The sequence below is a fragment of the Rhizobium aureum genome, assembly GCF_030182495.1.
Lineage (GTDB): Bacteria > Pseudomonadota > Alphaproteobacteria > Rhizobiales > Rhizobiaceae > Rhizobium > Rhizobium tropici_C.
In genome coordinates this window covers 1-17,124 of the sequence record NZ_JAQJCI010000025.1, presented here as the reverse complement: position 1 = coordinate 17,124, position 17,124 = coordinate 1, and the positions used below count along the sequence as shown (strand labels likewise).

The 17,124-nt window shown below is 58.7% G+C and carries 14 protein-coding genes and 2 pseudogenes; 11 read left to right on the top strand and 5 right to left on the bottom strand.

The window, feature by feature from the left end:
* Positions 1–12 precede the first annotated feature (12 nt).
* From PH552_RS31110 to PH552_RS31095, 4 genes are all read right to left on the bottom strand, one after another.
* Positions 13–417 (bottom strand): GFA family protein, encoded by a 405-nt coding sequence (locus tag PH552_RS31110; protein WP_245430522.1) that lies wholly within the window; start codon positions 415–417, stop codon positions 13–15.
* Positions 414–788 (bottom strand): GFA family protein, encoded by a 375-nt coding sequence (locus PH552_RS31105; RefSeq protein WP_112345501.1) that lies wholly within the window; start codon positions 786–788, stop codon positions 414–416. Before PH552_RS31105 ends, PH552_RS31110 begins: the two co-directional genes overlap by 4 nt.
* On the bottom strand, positions 785–1,036 hold the full coding sequence (locus PH552_RS31100; RefSeq protein ID WP_112345500.1) for a hypothetical protein: 252 nt from the start codon (positions 1,034–1,036) through the stop codon (positions 785–787). The genes PH552_RS31105 and PH552_RS31100 overlap by 4 nt, the downstream gene beginning before the upstream one ends.
* A gap of 349 nt (positions 1,037–1,385) precedes the next feature.
* Positions 1,386–3,320 carry a methyl-accepting chemotaxis protein gene (locus tag PH552_RS31095; protein ID WP_112345499.1) on the bottom strand — a complete coding sequence of 645 codons (1,935 nt, stop codon included), beginning with the start codon at positions 3,318–3,320 and terminating at the stop codon, positions 1,386–1,388.
* Between the two features lie 541 nt (positions 3,321–3,861).
* Between PH552_RS31095 and PH552_RS31090 the strand changes: the two genes are divergently transcribed.
* The 7 genes and pseudogenes from PH552_RS31090 to PH552_RS31060 all read left to right on the top strand — a co-directional run bounded on the left by PH552_RS31090 (position 3,862) and on the right by PH552_RS31060 (position 12,388).
* Entirely contained in the window at positions 3,862–5,316 is a 1,455-nt protein-coding gene (locus tag PH552_RS31090) for an NCS1 family nucleobase:cation symporter-1 (RefSeq protein WP_112345498.1), read from the top strand.
* A gap of 760 nt (positions 5,317–6,076) precedes the next feature.
* Positions 6,077–7,261 (top strand): 2-isopropylmalate synthase, encoded by a 1,185-nt coding sequence (locus PH552_RS31085; protein WP_113251800.1) that lies wholly within the window; start codon positions 6,077–6,079, stop codon positions 7,259–7,261.
* A gap of 133 nt (positions 7,262–7,394) precedes the next feature.
* Positions 7,395–9,170 (top strand): thiamine pyrophosphate-dependent enzyme, encoded by a 1,776-nt coding sequence (locus tag PH552_RS31080; RefSeq protein WP_113251801.1) that lies wholly within the window; start codon positions 7,395–7,397, stop codon positions 9,168–9,170.
* Positions 9,171–9,405: 235 nt separating this feature from the next.
* Positions 9,406–9,775: pseudogene (locus tag PH552_RS31075) on the top strand (IS6 family transposase); the annotation flags it as partial.
* A gap of 420 nt (positions 9,776–10,195) precedes the next feature.
* The gene (locus tag PH552_RS31070; protein WP_350223721.1) at positions 10,196–11,032 is read left to right on the top strand and encodes an alpha/beta fold hydrolase; all 837 of its coding nucleotides are present in this window, start codon (positions 10,196–10,198) and stop codon (positions 11,030–11,032) included.
* A 94-nt stretch (positions 11,033–11,126) separates the two neighbouring features.
* A pseudogene (locus PH552_RS31065) lies at positions 11,127–11,584 on the top strand (RidA family protein).
* Positions 11,585–11,701: 117 nt separating this feature from the next.
* On the top strand, positions 11,702–12,388 hold the full coding sequence (locus PH552_RS31060; protein WP_483315517.1) for a gamma-glutamylcyclotransferase: 687 nt from the start codon (positions 11,702–11,704) through the stop codon (positions 12,386–12,388).
* A gap of 39 nt (positions 12,389–12,427) precedes the next feature.
* On the opposite strand, the gene PH552_RS31055 is transcribed toward PH552_RS31060, so the two are convergent.
* The gene (locus PH552_RS31055) at positions 12,428–13,327 is read right to left on the bottom strand and encodes a LysR family transcriptional regulator (protein ID WP_112345493.1); all 900 of its coding nucleotides are present in this window, start codon (positions 13,325–13,327) and stop codon (positions 12,428–12,430) included.
* 111 nt (positions 13,328–13,438) lie between these two features.
* Between PH552_RS31055 and PH552_RS31050 the strand changes: the two genes are divergently transcribed.
* The 4 genes from PH552_RS31050 to PH552_RS31035 form a co-directional block, all read left to right on the top strand.
* The gene (locus PH552_RS31050; protein WP_113251329.1) at positions 13,439–14,371 is read left to right on the top strand and encodes a VOC family protein; all 933 of its coding nucleotides are present in this window, start codon (positions 13,439–13,441) and stop codon (positions 14,369–14,371) included.
* 315 nt (positions 14,372–14,686) lie between these two features.
* A complete protein-coding gene (locus PH552_RS31045; protein ID WP_112345491.1) occupies positions 14,687–15,376 on the top strand; it encodes a hydrolase in 690 nt (229 codons plus the stop codon).
* Between the two features lie 64 nt (positions 15,377–15,440).
* Positions 15,441–15,728 (top strand): XapX domain-containing protein, encoded by a 288-nt coding sequence (locus tag PH552_RS31040; protein ID WP_112345490.1) that lies wholly within the window; start codon positions 15,441–15,443, stop codon positions 15,726–15,728.
* Positions 15,728–17,124: amidohydrolase (locus tag PH552_RS31035; RefSeq protein WP_285166530.1), on the top strand; the 1,397-nt coding region annotated here is incomplete at its 3' end. The genes PH552_RS31040 and PH552_RS31035, both read left to right, overlap by 1 nt.

Here is a 17,124-nt window from a genome sequence, read left to right as displayed (position 1 = left end):
TGAACCCTTTTCTCAGAAGCGCTCGCGCGTTTCCTCCTGCGGCAGATCCGAACCGATATCGGCCCAATCAAGACGGCTTTCGACACCATAATGTGTTTCGGGCACCACCCGTTCGGGATGATCGAGAGAGCCGATGGTTACCCGGATGAGTTCATCATCGTCATATTGGAGAAAGAGCGGTGTGCCGCAATCGGGGCAAAATCCACGGACGGCAATTGGCGATGATCTGAAAATTCTCGCCTTTCCTTTCGTCCATTCGAAAGCTGCCAACGGCGCCTGCACCAGAATAGCGAAAGCGCCGCCGGTCGCCCGCTTGCACATATTGCAGTGACAATAGCCGGCGTGAAGAGGATCGCCGCTAAATTCGTATCGGCAGGAGCCACAAAGGCAGCCGCCCGACCATCTCGCCTCACTCATTCTCTGTCCTCTTCGCATTGCTCTGCGCCCTCGAGCGGCGCAAGCCATGGTTCCCGACGCTTCGTCCACAGCTCATAGGTCGGAGTGAGGCGAACAGGTGCTTCGGTCAGGACGCCGAGCTTTATCTCCGCTTCCTTCTCCCGAATTGCAAACACGCGCGAACCGCAACGAGCGCAAAATTCCCGTCCGGCAAATTCGCTCGTTTCGCCCTGATATTCGAATTCATCTGAAGGCCAAACGCCGAAATAGGTAAAGGCCGAGCCGCTCTCCTGCCGGCAATCGGTGCAGTGACAAATGCCGACACGCAGGGGATTTCCTCGAACCGCCAAACGCACTTGCCCGCACCGGCATGAACCCGTCAATTTCGTCATGGCATACCCTCTTCGTCGATGACATCCGTGGTTGGACCCTCACCGCGGCTGACGTGCTCCGTAAGCCAGCGCCCGTCGTAAAGCTGGTAGGTTATCTGGGCGTCTTCGCCATCTTGCTGCTGCCGGGCTGCGGCTGATTTTGCCGCGGCAAGGGCACTCTCATGATCCGGAAACGTCTCCGACCAAACATCCCCGAGTCGGTAAGCGAAACCTTCATCATGTTTGCCGACCTTATATATTAAGGGCATCATCTCCTCCGGCCTGTTGACAGGGCTCCTGGAGTGAGGCGCAGTCCGCAGACTATGCCGTCACGCGAAACGAGAGGCTTCATTCATGCAAAGCCGTTCGCGTAATCAAAGTTCTGAAAGGCAGAAAAGTTTCCAGCTCTCGCACGATCTGTCGATCGCAAAACGGGCGACCTCTAGGCTGGCGGTTCACGATTGAGCTGCGACACGCAGGTGGTCTTGTCCTTTTCCCTCTGTCAGGCCGGCCTTAACATATGGGTCGGACACGGTCGCGGGAAGGCCGCACCTTCCCGCGTTCTTCTTGATTTCGAAGCCCGGCAATCCCTTCCAGGGACGGCCGAGGCGCGCAGGATCAGAACTCTTCCCAGGTTGCAGCTGCCGCTGCCGCGGCACCGGAGCCGCCGAATGCGCCGGCAATCTTGGCCCTGAGCGAGCGTGCCGGCGATGCGGCGGGGCTCGCCCGTTCCGTCGCGACGGCCGGCCGTGCGCGGCTGCGGCCATTTTGCAGGTTGAACTGTCCGAGAACGTCGTTCAGCGCCGTCACCTCCTTGGCAAGGCTGTGGCTGGCAGCCGTCGATTCCTCGACCATTGCCGCGTTCTGCTGCGTCCCTTGGTCGATGCTGTTGACGGCCGTGTTGATCTCCTGCAGGCCGGTTGCCTGTTCGCGGGCAGCCTCGACGATCGCGCGCACGTTGCGATCGATTTCTTCCACTTCCTTGACGATCTGCTGCAGCGATCGCCCGGTTCTCGTAACAAGATCCACACCGCTGTCGACCTGCTGTCCCGATGTGGAAATGAGTGCCTTGATCTCCTTTGCCGCCGTGGCGGATCGCTGTGCAAGCTCGCGCACTTCCTGCGCGACGACGGCAAAGCCCTTGCCGGCTTCACCGGCACGCGCCGCCTCGACGCCGGCATTGAGGGCAAGCAGGTTCGTCTGGAAGGCGATGTCATCGATGACACCGATGATGTTATTGATTTCGCCGGACGATTTCGAGATTGCTTCCATCGCGGCGATCGCCTGCTGCATGACCTCGCCGGATTTTTCCGCGCCGATGCGGGCGCGGCCGACCAGCGAGCTTGCCTCCTCCGCCCGCCGGGTGGAATCCTTGACGGTGGTCGTGATTTCCTCAAGTGCGGCGGCCGTCTCCTCGACGGAGGCCGCCTGCTGTTCGGTACGCTTGGAAAGATCCTCTGCGGCAGAGCGGATCTGGTTGGCACCGGCCGCGATCGCCTGACCGCCCTGGCCGACAGCGACAAGCGTCTCTTCGACCTTTGCCATCGAGGCGTTGAAATCTGCTCTCAGGCGATCAAGATGGGCGACGAAGGGCTGATCCAGGCGATAAGCCAGGTTGCCGTTCGAAAGCTCTCCGAGGCCGTTTGCCAGGCTGTCGACAGCGAATTGGGCGTCAGCGGCATCCTTGGCCTTCTGCGCCTCGCGTTCCAGACGTTCCTTTTCGGAGAGGCTGCGGCCGGCAGCGGCTTCTTCCTCCAATCGTATGCGTTCGATGGCACTGTTGCGAAAGACGGAGACAGCCGTAGCCATCTGACCGACTTCGTCCTTGCGCTCGATCCCTGAAACAGGCTCCTCGGTATTGCCGGCCGCCAGCGCGACCATGCGTGCCCGCAGGCGTTCGATGGGAGCGGCAATGCCGCGCGTCGACACGAGGAAGGCGATTGCGATGGCGGCGGCAAAGAGAACACCGAGCGCGATCACAGCGTCGCCAATGGTGCCGCTTGCTTGTGCCGCCAACATGTTGCTCTTGTCGTTGAGGGACTTGTTGAACACATCGAGCCACTGACGAATCGAAACGAGCTCGTCATTGATCATCGGATCGACCTGCTTCAAGAGCTTGGCGGCGGTATCGTTATCATCGACCAGGCCGGCGTTCACGGCTTGGTCGGTCAGAGCGATGATATCATTTGCCGTCGCGGCCAGCTTATCGATGGTATCCGCTTCCGCTGGAATCAGCTGCCTGGCGTTCGCCAAACGCTTCAGAAGAACTTGCTTGTTGTCCCGGTAATCGTTTGAGAACCCCGCCATCCGTGAATCCGCCGCTGGATATTGCAGGATCTGGTAGGCGTTGTAACTCATCGCGGTCATGCGCTGGCTGGCTCTGGACATCTCCACCGCCGCCGTCTCATCCTTGGCGATGAAATTCGAGTAGGTGGCAACTGTGTCCCTATATTCGCTTGCTACAACGAGGACACCGGCGATCCCGATCAGACAGATGGGAATTATGATCGTAAGAACTTTTGTTCTGATTTTTGCGTTCTGAAAAATGCTCATGGGCTCATCCACTTTTTGGGAGTCGGTGACCGCCCGCGCGGCGAAGGCCGCGACGATCGCCTGCTCTGAAAATCGGGAACATTGCAGGCATGAGCATCCTGCTCGTCGCATCTTGGCGCTGCAGCGTGAAAGATGACAGATACATCTGATGAAACAATTAATGACGGAAAATCAGATGAATCGACCAACGTTACTTCGATCAGGCGTTAGCAGATGCAGCAACCTCCAAAAGTTGCATTCTTAAAAAGAGCTGCAGTCCAGCAATAGTCGTTCGAGGATATTTTGGAATTTTGATAAGGACGTACCATTCCACGATAAAATGCCGCCGATTACATCAATCTATACTGGGTTTTTGCTTGGGTGTATCTATTGTAAGTTATGGCTAACGTTTAGGTTGGCGTAGGCGCGTCGAATGACGAAGTACCGCGATTATGAGCTGGAAAAGCCATCCGCGGCACCCCATCGCGATTGTCATATCAGCATTTGGGGAGCACTCTTCGCGAAGAGTCCGGCGGACTCTGAAAGATTGGGGAGAGAGGAAATGACCATACAAAATCCATCGCCTGCCTTGTACAACGAGGATCTGGCGCCTGCCGAAGAGAGGAAGTGGGGGGCGTTCAGTATCTTCAATGTGTGGACATCGGACGTTCACAGCCTTTGGGGATATTATCTTGCCGCGAGTCTCTTCCTGTTGTGCGGTAGCTTCATCAACTTCGTGATTGCGATCGGCATCGGCTCGCTGGTCATCTTCTTCCTGATGAGCCTCGTCGGCAACGCCGGCGTCAAGACAGGCGTTCCCTTTCCGGTCCTTGCCCGCGCCTCGTTTGGAACCTTCGGCGCGAATGTCCCGGCGCTGGTGCGGGCTATCGTCGCCTGCTTCTGGTATGGCGCCCAGACCGCGGCCGCCTCGGGCGCGATCGTCGCGCTTCTGATCCGCAACGAGAGCATTCTCGCATTCCATCAAAGCAGCCACATGCTCGGCCATTCAACGCTCGAGGTCATCTGCTACGTCGTCATATGGGCGCTGCAGCTTTTGATCATTCAGCGCGGCATGGAGACGGTGCGCAAATTTCAGGATCTGGCCGGCCCCGCCGTCTGGATCATGATGCTAGTGCTGGCGATCTATCTGGTCATCAAGGCAGGCACGTTTTCCTTCGGCAGTGAAATTCCGCGCGAGGTCCTTTTGGAAAAGACGAAGGACGCGGGTGTGCCCGGTGAGCCTGGATCCTTCCCGGCGCTTGCGGCTGTGGCCGCCACCTGGATCACCTACTTTGCGGCGCTTTATTTGAATTTCTGCGATTTCTCGCGTTACGCCAAGGACACCAAGACCTTGCGCAAGGGCAATCTTTGGGGCCTCCCGATCAACCTGCTCGCCTTCTGCCTCGTCGCCGGGGTAACCACGACGGCTGCCTTCACCGTTTACGGCGAAGTGCTTCTGCATCCCGAAGCGATTTCGGCGAAGTTCGAGAGCTGGTTCCTGGCGCTGCTTGCCGCATTGACCTTTGCGGTCGCAACGCTTGGCATCAACGTGGTCGCAAACTTCGTTTCACCGGCATTCGACTTCTCGAATGTTTTCCCAAGGCAGATCAGCTTCAAGCGAGGCGGCTATATCGCCGCCCTCATCGCGCTGGTGCTCTATCCGTTCGCGCCCTGGGAGACGAGTGCCGCGCATTTCGTCAATTTCATCGGTTCGAGCATGGGGCCGATTTTCGGGATCATGATGGTGGATTACTATCTGATCCGGAAAGGCGAGCTCAATGTCACGGCGCTCTACCAGGAAAACGGAGAGTTTCGCTTCCAGAACGGCTGGCATAGAAATGCCTTCATCGCCTTTGTGGTCGGCGCGCTGTTCTCGTCGATCCTGCCGACCTTCACATCGATCCTGCCGGAATGGTGGGGAACCTACGGCTGGTTCTTCGGCGTCGGCATTGGCGGGACGGTCTACTATCTGCTTCGCATGAGCGCTCGTGGTTCCGCCATCGGGGCTGCGACTTGATCGGAGCTGTTCTGCCCGGCAACTCCTTGCCGGGCAGAACTCAGGCTCCCGCGCGCTTTCATTCGAAGACGTGCGCTCGGGGCAGGTCGTGCGAAACTGACGGGTGCTCCCTCCCGCTCGCGAACCGAGGCCGGTGCCACCCCCTATCATTGAAATACGGGCTGCCGGAATCAGTGTGGCAAAGCGGCTACAGCTGTCGCTGGCCAAGCAGAAAACCGTAATTTTCTAAACATAGTCCATAGTTTTCTAAAATACCGCTGTCACGAATGCAGCCATCCTCGCCATGGTAACCATTCGGTGCGCTATGGACACTCAATTCTCAGGTTTTGAAATCTCTGCTCCGAAAATCGATGTGGCTTGGACTGCCTTGCAACGGCAATATGCCAACCACCTGACCGGTGCGGAAATCGATCATCTATTTGTCGGCCGTGCCCCGGTGGGGACCGAGCTCCCTTCCAATCGCCCCCATATTGCATTCATTCCGTTCCCGAGCCGATACAGCCATCGGTCGTCTGGATAGCCGAGCGGGGCGAGAGCCCGGGCCATCGGGATACGGCTCATATTTCAGTGCACAATGCCGCAGAACCGGGTCGCAGAATCGGGCCAAACAGGATCGGATCTTACAGGACCTGCATCACGTGATGGAGTTCGTCTCTGACGTGCGACCGAAGCGTCGATCAGCCGCGACTTGCGCATAATGCATACAGCTAACCCTTACGAATTCGGCAATGCCGATGCTTCAATCGATCGGGAGAGTCGCATGAATACCGAAAAAATCATCATCTTTGACACAACCTTGCGTGACGGTGAGCAAAGCCCCGGCATCAATCTCGATACGGCTGAAAAGGTCGAGATCGCGCTTATGCTCGAAGGGCTGAAAGTTGACGTGATCGAGGCCGGCTTTGCCGTTTCCAGTCCCGGCGAATTCGAAGCGATCAAAGCCGTGGCGCGCGTCGTCAAGGACAGTACGATTTGCAGCCTGAGCCGCGCGGTGGAGCGCGACATCGACCTCACGGCGGAGGCCGTTTCCGGTGCAGCGTCGTCTCGTATCCATATCGTGCTGGCCACCTCGCCAATTCACATGAAATACAAGTTGCAAATGACACCGGAAAACGTGCTCGAACATGCCGTTCGCGCGGTGGTCCATGCACGACGCTATTCCGAGGATATCGAGTTTTCCTGCGAGGACGCGAGCCGATCGGAGCCCGAGTTTCTGGCCCGTTTCGTGGAACAGGTGATCAAGGCCGGTGCAACCACGGTCAGCCTGCCTGATACGGTCGGCTACTCCACGCCGCACGAATACGGCAAGCTATTCACCTATCTGCGCAATGTCGTACCGAACGCCGACCAGGCCGTATTCTCCGCACATTGTCACAATGATCTTGGCATGGCTGTTTCCAACTCGCTCGAGGCGACGAGGCAAGGCGCGCGCCAGATCGAATGTACGATCAATGGCATTGGTGAGCGAGCGGGCAATGCGTCGCTTGAAGAGATCGTCATGGCACTGCATACGCGCGCGGATTTCTTTCGGTGCAGGACGTCGATCGAAACCCGCCGATTGACGGCTGCCTCCCGGCTCGTTTCGGAGATCACGGGTTTCGTTGTGCAGCCTAACAAGGCGATCGTCGGCAGGAACGCGTTCTCGCATCAGTCCGGCATTCACCAGGATGGCATGCTGAAGAACCCGTTGACCTATCAGATCATGACGGCGGCGGAGGTCGGCGCCGATGAATATCGGCTGGTGCTCGGAAAGAATTCCGGTCGCAACGGTTTTCGCATGTACATGCGTTCGCTGGGCATCGAGTTCGGTTCCGATGCCGATCTCGATCGCGCTTTTTCCCGTTTCAAGGATATCGCCGATCAGAAGGCATCGCTTTGCGATGAGGATCTTCTGGCAACCGTCGTGGGTATGGAAGCGCTCTCACGGGAAAAACACATCGCATAGATCGGCTGTCGGAACATGTAAGCGCAATCGGCTCGATGCCGGAACCGGGTTTCCTCCGGGCCTGACCGGTCCGGGGAACGAATGTCAATACTTTGCTGAATTCAGGAAAAGGTCATAGCGGAGAGGCGAGCCAATGACGGTGAATCTTGCAGTCGGAACGGCGGGTGATGCTCAGGTCGTCAAGCCGAAAACAGGATATGAATTCCTGATCGAAACGCTGGCGACCTGGCATGTGCATCACTATGCCGGCGTCACCGGGGGAGGGGTCATCCATTTGCTCAAGCATCTCGAGCCGATGATCGTCCCCGATGAGGGGGCCGATCGCCCGGTTTTTTTCAATATCGGAGAGTACGTCGCCGGCTTTATTCCCCTGGGATACTATCTGGCGAGCGGGAAGATCAGTGCGGCCATCGCGACGACGGGAGCCGCAACGCGGCTGCTGACCTGCGGCCTGAGCGATGCGAAATTGCACAATATTCCCGCAATCTACCTCATTCCTCTCAGCCCTGCAGAGACGCGATATCGTGCACCGTTGCAGGACACGAGCCCGGAAGGGGCCGACGTCGTGACTCAGCTGATGGCCGAGCTGCCATCAGGCACATTCGTCCTGAACGATCCGGAACGCCTCGGAGAACAACTTGACGAGGCCCGCAGACACCTCGATCAGGGCTCGCCCATCGCACTTCTGATGCCGCCGGAGGCACTCGGAAAGATGGTGCCCGAGCCGGCCCATACGCCTTGGCGCGGTGACTACGCCCATAGACCGAACAGGATCGACCATGGGTCGCTCGCCCATTTCCTGGCCGAATTCCCGCGGCAATCGGCTGGGCGCCGGGTCATCGTGCTCGCTGGAGAAGAGGCGGCCATGTATCCGTATATGCCCGTCCTCACCACACGTTTGTGCAAAGCGTTACAGGCACCGATCGTCTGGAGCATAAACGGGGCGAATGCGGTGGCGCGCAACAATGTCTTCGGTTTCGGCTATCTGGGATTTGGCGGCAATGATCGCGCAATGCAACTCTGGAGAAGCCTCGGTCCCGACGATATCGTCATCACCCTCGGGTTTTGCCCTGACGAATATACCCTTAATTTTTCTGAAATACCTGCCCATACGACATGGAATTTCACCAATCTGGCCGCGCCATACGGCAGCGTTGGGGGTGAGTTTCGGCATCGCGTGCGCGGCGAATATTTCGATATTCGAGGCCCAATCGATCAGGTTCTGAGCGAGGCGATCGGCCGGCTCGAGGGTCTTCAGCTGCCGCGCCCTCCGGCACCGGCTTTTGTCGCTGATCTCAATGATCGCGAGATCATGCCGCCACGCGCCGGGACGATCGATATTGCCCGATTTTATCAGGAGCTTGATCGTCAATGGCAGCCGGGAAGCATTGCGTTCGATGATGTGTGCCTGGCCTACAAAGATCGTCAATATGTCACGCAGCGCCCGCATCCGAACGTTCGCTTCCATTCGCTTTATCGCGGTTCGGCAATGGGTGGAGCATTCGGCGCGGCAATCGGTGCCAAGCTTGCAAAACCGGATGCGACGGTCTTCGCTTTTACGGGTGATGGCTGCTTCCGGTTGATTGCCGGTTGCCTGGCCGAAGCACGATCATTGGGGCTAGTCCTGTTCGTGCTGGACAACGGCGCACTCGGCATCATGGTGCAGGGCCTGCCCGTGGTCATTCCAGACCATTCATCCGATCGCTACCACAGCGATCTGCACCGCATCGACTTTGGATCGATGGCGCGCGCCTGCGGCTGGCAAAGCCGGAAGCTGATGCTGGATCTGAGCAATCTGGCCGCGATCATGCGTGAAAGCTACAGCCCTGGTCGCCCATCCATCCTGGTTGAGGTGCCGGTAGATGCGGAGCAAGTGGTGGGACAAAATCCGCGAGCCAACAATCTCTAGCGCCCGCCGCCTTCCTTCATGCATATTGTTGGTCCTCGGGGCGAGATTGTCGGCGTCGATCCAGACCCGTTTGATGACCATCGGCAATCATCCGGCAACGTTCGCGAAGGTCTGGTAGCTGCCTGATGGAGGTCTTCCGGTTTCAGCGTCTTCATGAAGCTCTCTGTCGCGTGCGTGGGTGATGTCACGTTGTTTGCGGCTTAACGCTTGATGGTTAAGCCGTCTCGATGAACCCATCGATCGTCAGCTACAAGAACCAGCGTTTTCCACCACCGGTCATTGCCCATGCGGTGTGGCTGTATTTCCGTTTCCCGCTGAGCCTGCGCTTGATGGAGGAAATGCTTCTGGAACGCGGCATTGTCATTTCTTACGAAACCATCCGCCGATGGGGTCGCAAATTCCGTGCGGCATATGCCAAGCAACTGCGCAGAAAGAATCCGTCCCGAAAGGACATCTGGCATCTGGACAAGGGGGTGATTTCCATTGGCGGTCGGAAATACTGGCTCTGGCGAGCCGTCGACCAGGACGGCTATGTTCTCGATGAAATCGTCCAGTCTTGTCGCGACACGACACCGGAGCGGATAGTTTGGCCTCGGGGTAGGAGTGATCGGACGCTGTTCGAGTTTTTCCAGTATCTGATAGCGTCCGCTCCCCTCCAGCATCCGCACCATCTCTGCTTCGTCGGGCGCGGCTGCGACCTGCCGAGGGACTTTACGCTCGGCCCCTGAACATCATCAGATGACAGAGATAATTGCGGCTCATGCAATAAAGTAGAAACTATTGATGCAATTGTGGCAAACGCGTTCTGGCGGCATTGTTAACCGGTCAGACGAACTCAGCGTCGCCTGAAGCTATCGAAAACGAAGTTTTTAGGACGTGAAATGACCGAAGGCCTTTCTTCCATGACCCGCAGGACCATGCTGCTCTCCGGAGGCGTTGCCGCAGCGGTCATGACGATATCCCCCTCTCTCAGCTTCGCAGCCAATGCGGCTGCCGCCATCAATACCAGCGAAGGAACCAAGACAATGGCATACGTGACCACTAAGGACGGAGTCGACATCTTCTACAAGGACTGGGGTCCGAAGGACGCTCAGCCGATCGTCTTCCACCATGGCTGGCCGCTGTCATCGGACGACTGGGACGCGCAGATGCTGTTCTTCCTGTCGAAGGGTTATCGTGTCGTTGCTCATGATCGCCGTGGTCACGGACGGTCCGCCCAGGTTTCCGACGGTCATGATATGGATCACTACGCCGCGGATGCCTTCGCCGTCGTCGAAGCGCTCGATCTTAAGAATGCCGTCCATATCGGCCACTCGACAGGCGGCGGTGAAGTCGCCCGCTATGTTGCCAAGCACGGCCAGCCTTCGGGCCGCGTCGCCAAGGCGGTTCTCGTCTCCGCTGTTCCGCCGCTGATGCTGAAGACCGAAGCCAACCCGGAAGGCCTGCCGATCGAAGTGTTCGACGGTTTCCGTTCGGCGCTTGCCGCCAATCGCGCCCAGTTCTTCCGTGATGTTCCGGCCGGCCCGTTCTACGGCTTCAACCGTGATGGTGCCACAGTCCAGGAAGGCGTGATCCAGAATTGGTGGCGCCAGGGCATGATGGGCGGCGCGAAGGCCCATTACGACGGCATCAAGGCCTTCTCGGAAACCGACCAGACGGAAGACCTGAAGGCCATCACCGTCCCGACGCTGGTCCTACACGGTGAAGACGACCAGATCGTGCCGATCGCAGACTCCGCACTGAAATCTTCCAAGCTCCTGAAGAATGGCACACTCAAGACCTATCCCGGCTTCTCGCACGGCATGCTGACCGTCAACGCCGATGTCGTGAATGCCGATCTCCTTGCCTTCGTGAAGGCCTGATCGGTCTGGCGGGTGCGGCCTCCCACGCATCCGTCGCCTCCATGAACCACGAGTGCCTACTCTGCGCGCCATCATTCAAAGAAATGAATCGATCATGACAGACAGCAACCCGTCCAAGAAAGTAGAGAACCATGGCGCCGCCTGGAGCGTGCCTTCCGATACGTTCAGGCCGTACAGGTCAAGGACACGATCTATGTCTCGGGCCAGTTGAGCCACGATGACAAAGGCAATCTCGTCGCTCTGGCGGAACTCAATGAGAATAAGCGGCCTGCAGACTTCTCCCAGATGGAGAGCCAGGTCCGCCAGACCTACATCAATGCAAAGACTCTGCTCGCCAGATATGGTGCGACCCTCGATGATGTCGTTGAAGAGACACTGTACGTGCTTGAGGTTCCTTGTGTGTTTGCGGCCGGATCCAAGGTCCGCAAGGAAATGTACGGCACGGATGTGCCTCAGTGCGCCAGCAACCTGATCGGAGTCTCGGCACTGGCCTTCCCCGAGCAGATCGTCGAAATCACGTTCCGGGCAATCATCAACCGATCCGTTGATTGATCGGACGGCAACAACTCCATGAGCCGCCGGAGACGATAGGCCTGCGGCGGCAAACCCGTTGAAACGGTTTACACGATGTCAAAGAGACCGGCCGCCGAGGCGCCCGCACCTGCTACCATGGAACTAACTCCCGACCTCGTCGCCACGACCATTAGAATTGTCGAGGACGAGGGACCGGAACCCAATTGGAATCCGATCTCGCCGGAGCAGCTCGACGACCTCGTCAGCAGGGTTGAGGAAGAGGCTGGTGACGAGGAGATATGGGTGTTCGCGTACGGATCCTTGATGTGGAACCCGGGTTTTGAGGTGGCCGCCAGCGAAGAGGCGGTCGCCTACGGCTGGCACCGTGCGTTCTCGTTGAGGATTGAGCGGCTCAGAGCCACCTCCGAAACGCCCGGTCTCATGCTCGCGCTTCGGCCAGGAGGAAGCTGTTCGGGTCTTGTCCTCAAGCTTCCGTGCACTACCAAGCGGGAGAATCTGCGCACTCTTCTGGCGCGAGAGATTCGGTATGCCGAAGTGTGCGACATGGTACGTTGGGTTGCGGTCAAGACACCGACGGGTATGCGGAGGGCGCTCACGTTCTGGGCGAGCGGCAGGCAATCCTCACTCACGGAGAAGATCCCCCTCCAAGAGGCGGCAGGGTTGATCGCCCAGGCATGTGGACCTGCCGGATCTTGCGCGGAATACCTGCATCGGACGGTTTCGGATCTGGCGGACCGTAAGATCTATGATCGAAACCTGTGGCAGCTCCAGCAAATAGTCGCAGCCAGGCTTCGAGCACTCCAACAGCATAATCGAATCTGAAACGGGTGTGGCAGGTCATGGTGACGGTATTTGCGTGCGTCAGTCCAACATGACCATCTTTGCCGCGATCTGCTCCTCGAAGAACTTGGAGAATGACGCAATCCTTGGAGGGAGGGCTTGGTAGGGCGGGTAGAACAGCGTCAGCCACAGGTCCGGCGGCGCCCATCCCTTGAAGACGTGGACAAGGCGACCGCCATTGATGTGATCGGCGATGTTGAATCCTGGAAGTAGCGCGACACCCGCGCCATCGGCGGCCATGTCCGCCAGAACCTCTCCGCTGTTCGCACTGAAGGCTCGACCTGCCGAAATCGTAATGCTTGACCCACCGTCCGACAGCACCCAGTTCTCACGCCGGCTTTCGCCGCTGTATGCGAGGCAATCGTCGGGCTTCAGTTCGTTCGGGTGCTGCATGTCGACGAATCTGCTTCCGGGAGCGGCGACCAGGATGCGCGGCACCACTCGGATCTTCCTCCAGATCGTGAACTTGTCCGAAGGCTGCGACGAGATGCGGATCGCCAGATCGTAGTCGTCATCGACGATATTCACCAATCCATCCGACAGCGAGATCTCGAAGCTCATCTTCGGATAGCGTTCCTTAAACCCAGACAGGATCGGCGGCAGCACCGTCTTGCCGAACCATGTCGGTGCACTGATACGCAGCCGACCTTCGTCCGCCTTGTGTGCGTTCATTACTTCGCGCCGCGCGTCCTCCAGAGCCTTGACCGCTGGCTGGATCTGCGCGGCAAAGATTGCCCCGTCGGTTGTCAACGATACCTGTCTCGTCGTGCGGACGAAGAGCTGCACGCCAAGTTCCGCCTCGAGGGCGGCGATTGCCCGTGTGACGGCCGCTGGCGTCATGTCCAGTTCGCGCGCGACCTGGGCAAAGTTCCGCTTCTCAGCGGCGAGGAGAAAGGTTCGGAGAGCCTTGTAGTCGTTCATCTCATTGTTTCATAAATTGCAATTCAATCAAAAGGAATATTGCAATTCCGAGAGGCGATCAACCGATGTACATACTTATCAACACCGGAACACAGCCGAGAGGATTTCAAGATGATCAAGGACATCAAGGGACTGCACCACGTGACTTCGATGGCATCGGACGCGCGGCAGAACAACCGCTTCTTCACCGACACGCTGGGTCTTCGCCGCGTCAAGCAGACCGTTAACTTCGACGATCCGAGCGTCTATCACCTCTACTATGGTGACGAGACGGGCTCGGCCGGAACGGTGATGACCTACTTCCCGTTCCCGAACATGATGCTCGGCCGCCCCGGTGTCGGTGAAGTCGGCGAGACCCAGTTCTCCGTTCCCGCTGGATCTCTGAAGTTCTGGCAGGATCGCTTCACAACCCAAGGCGTGGACGGTCTGGAACGCGACACTGTGTTCGGCGCTGCCCGACTGCGCTTCATGGGACCGGACGGCGACAGCTTTGCGCTGATCGAGTCGGCAGACGACAAGCGTGCTCCATGGCTGGCAGATGGAATTCCAGATGATGCGGCCATCCGCGGTTTCGCTGGCGCACGCTTCAGCCTGCACGACACCGCTGCAACGGAGGAGCTGCTCGGCTTCATGGGCTATGAGCGCGTTGAGAAGGAGGGTGACGTTGTACGCTTCATCATACCCAACGGGAATGGAGCGGACACGATCGATCTATTGGCATTGCCAAAGACTCCGTTCGCGCGACAGGGTGCGGGTTCGGTGCATCATATCGCATTCGCCGTCGACAGCCGCGAGAAGCAGCTCGAGGTGCGCAAGGCGCTGATGGACACCGGTTACCAGGTCACCCCCGTCATCGATCGCGATTACTTCTGGGCCATCTACTTCCGCACACCGGGCGGTATCCTCTTCGAGGTCGCGACAAACGAGCCCGGATTCAATCGCGACGAGGATACTGCCCATCTCGGCGAAGCCCTTAAGCTTCCGGTCAGATACGAGGAGTACCGCGAACAGATCCAGGCTAATCTCGTGCCGCTGGCGGCATAAGCAGCAGTCACCGAAAGTTGGGAATGACAGCGCCGTGATCCGGAAGGATTGCGGCGTTCTTTCGTTTCTAACGTGCTCTCCGACAAACGATTATTTCAAATGGCGCAATTCAATCGAAAGTCTTATTGCAATTCCTCGAATGGTGACGGCGCGGTAAGTTTATTTTCAGCAGCCAAGACGACGAGTGGAGGGCCCGCAATGGAGCCAGCAACACTCAAAGAATTGCAGAACGAGCGCCGCTAGACGACGTCCGATCGACCGCTGCTGACCATTTTCTGGCACCGCATGCGGGCCGCAACCGAAGAGGAAAGAACCATGTCCAAGCTTGAAGTCCTGACCCCGGCGAACAGCCAGCTCATCTTCATCGACCAACAGCCGCAGATGGCCTTTGGTGTCCAGTCGATCGACCGCCAGACGCTGAAGAACAACGTCGTCGGCCTCGCCAAGGCCGCCAAGATCTTCAATATCCCGACCACGATCACCACGGTCGAGACGCAATCCTTCTCTGGCAACACCTTTCCCGAGCTGCTTGCCGTTTTCCCCGAGAACGACCTTCTCGAGCGCACCTCGATGAACTCATGGGATGATCAGAACGTCCGTGACGCTCTGGCGAAGAATGCCTCCAGCGGCCGGAAGAAGATCGTCGTCTCCGGTCTCTGGACCGAGGTCTGCAACACCACGTTTGCTCTTTCCGCTCTCCATGATGTTCCGGAATACGAGATCTACATGGTCGCCGATGCTTCCGGCGGCACTTCCGCCGACGCCCACAAGTACGCGATGGACCGCATGGTGCAGGCAGGTGTGATCCCGGTCACCTGGCAGCAAGTCCTACTCGAGTGGCAGCGCGATTGGGCTCGCAGGGAGACCTACGATGCAGTCACCAAGCTGGTGAAGGAGCATTCCGGCGCGTACGGCATGGGCGTCGACTACGCCTACACGATGGTTCACGGCGCAGAGGAACGCGTCAAGCACGGCAAGCGCATCGGCCCGAACCCCGCAAAATAAGGCCTGATCAGGCCGCTCCGATAACCCCGTCGGTGCGGCTTTTTCCACAACCGGAGAACATCCCATGAAAGTCTATCTCCTATCGCTTGGCGCAGGCCTGCTTGTCGGCATCGTCTACAGCCTGCTGAACGTCCGTTCGCCGGCGCCACCCGTCATCGCCCTTGTCGGCCTTCTCGGTATTCTGGTCGGTGAGCAGATCATCCCTTTCGCCAAAACGCTGATCAATAAGGAACCGGCTGCCGTCTCCTGGATGCAGCAGATCAAGCCGCACATGTTCGGCCACCTGCCGAAAGGCACCGATCGTATCGAGACTGCCCATCAGGCGAAGGTCAATGCCGAGGAGCGAAGCTGATGACGACGCGTCGATCCTTTCTTGGAGGCGCATCGAGCCTGGCGTTCTCGAACCTCTTCTCCCCGGCAAACGCCGCCGATCCCAACCCGACCGGAGTAGACACCATGCATCCCGACCTGATCCTCCACAATGGCCGCGTGACGACCCTTGACCGAACCAATCCGAATGCGACGGCGATCGCCATCAAGGACGGGCTGTTTCTGGAAGTCGGATCCGACAGCGAGATCATGGCGCTGGCTGGTTCTGGCACTAGGATCGTCGACCTCAAGGGCAAGCGTGTTCTGCCCGGCCTGATCGACAACCATACCCATGTCGTCCGCGGTGGTCTGAACTACAACATGGAACTGCGCTGGGATGGCGTGCGCTCGCTCGCCGATGCGATGGACATGCTGAAGCGCCAGGTGGCGATCACGCCCGCACCGCAGTGGGTGCGCGTCGTCGGCGGCTTCACCGAGCACCAGTTCGCCGAAAAGCGCCTGCCGACCATCGAGGAGATCAATGCTGTCGCGCCCGACACACCGGTCTTTCTGCTGCATCTTTATGACCGCGCGCTGTTGAACGGCGCCGCTCTCCGCGCCGTCGGCTACACCCGTGATACACCGAACCCGCCCGGCGGCGAGATCACCCGCGATGCCAACGGCAACCCGACGGGCATGCTGCTGGCCAAGCCGAATGCCGGCATCCTCTATTCGACACTTGCCAAGGGTCCGAAGCTGCCCTTCGACTACCAGGTCAACTCCACCCGTCATTTCATGCGGGAATTGAACCGCCTCGGCGTCACCGGCGTCATCGATGCCGGCGGCGGCTTCCAGAACTATCCGGACGATTACGCCGTCATCCAGAAGCTGTCCGACGAGAACCAGATGACGGTGCGCCTCGCCTACAACCTCTTCACCCAGAAGCCGAAGGAAGAGAAGCAGGACTTCCTGAACTGGACCGCTTCGGTCAAATACAAGCAGGGCAACGATTACTTCCGCCACAACGGTGCGGGCGAGATGCTGGTGTTCTCCGCCGCGGACTTCGAGGATTTCCGCCAGCCCCGTCCGGAGATGGCTCCGGAAATGGAGGGCGAGCTGGAAGAGGTCGTGCGCGTTCTGGCAGAAAACCGCTGGCCTTGGCGTCTGCACGCCACCTATGACGAGACGATCTCGCGTGCGCTCGACGTGTTCGAGAAGGTCAACAAGGATATCCCGCTCGAAGGACTGAACTGGTTCTTCGACCATGCCGAAACCATCTCGGACCGCTCGATCGACCGCATCGCGGCCCTCGGCGGCGGCATCGCCACGCAGCACCGCATGGCCTACCAGGGCGAATACTTCGTGGAGCGGTACGGTCACGGCGTGGCCGAGGCTACGCCGCCGATCGCCCGCATGCTCGACAAGGGCGTCAACGTCTC

Coding starts and splice junctions, on each gene's coding strand:
- PH552_RS31110 (WP_245430522.1), bottom strand. CDS start 417: ATGAGTGAGGCGAGATGGTCGGGCGGCTGCCTTTGTGGCTCCTGCCGA.
- PH552_RS31105 (WP_112345501.1), bottom strand. CDS start 788: ATGACGAAATTGACGGGTTCATGCCGGTGCGGGCAAGTGCGTTTGGCG.
- PH552_RS31100 (WP_112345500.1), bottom strand. CDS start 1,036: ATGCCCTTAATATATAAGGTCGGCAAACATGATGAAGGTTTCGCTTAC.
- PH552_RS31095 (WP_112345499.1), bottom strand. CDS start 3,320: ATGAGCATTTTTCAGAACGCAAAAATCAGAACAAAAGTTCTTACGATC.
- PH552_RS31090 (WP_112345498.1), top strand. CDS start 3,862: ATGACCATACAAAATCCATCGCCTGCCTTGTACAACGAGGATCTGGCG.
- PH552_RS31085 (WP_113251800.1), top strand. CDS start 6,077: ATGAATACCGAAAAAATCATCATCTTTGACACAACCTTGCGTGACGGT.
- PH552_RS31080 (WP_113251801.1), top strand. CDS start 7,395: ATGACGGTGAATCTTGCAGTCGGAACGGCGGGTGATGCTCAGGTCGTC.
- PH552_RS31070 (WP_350223721.1), top strand. CDS start 10,196: ATGGCATACGTGACCACTAAGGACGGAGTCGACATCTTCTACAAGGAC.
- PH552_RS31060 (WP_483315517.1), top strand. CDS start 11,702: ATGGAACTAACTCCCGACCTCGTCGCCACGACCATTAGAATTGTCGAG.
- PH552_RS31055 (WP_112345493.1), bottom strand. CDS start 13,327: ATGAACGACTACAAGGCTCTCCGAACCTTTCTCCTCGCCGCTGAGAAG.
- PH552_RS31050 (WP_113251329.1), top strand. CDS start 13,439: ATGATCAAGGACATCAAGGGACTGCACCACGTGACTTCGATGGCATCG.
- PH552_RS31045 (WP_112345491.1), top strand. CDS start 14,687: ATGTCCAAGCTTGAAGTCCTGACCCCGGCGAACAGCCAGCTCATCTTC.
- PH552_RS31040 (WP_112345490.1), top strand. CDS start 15,441: ATGAAAGTCTATCTCCTATCGCTTGGCGCAGGCCTGCTTGTCGGCATC.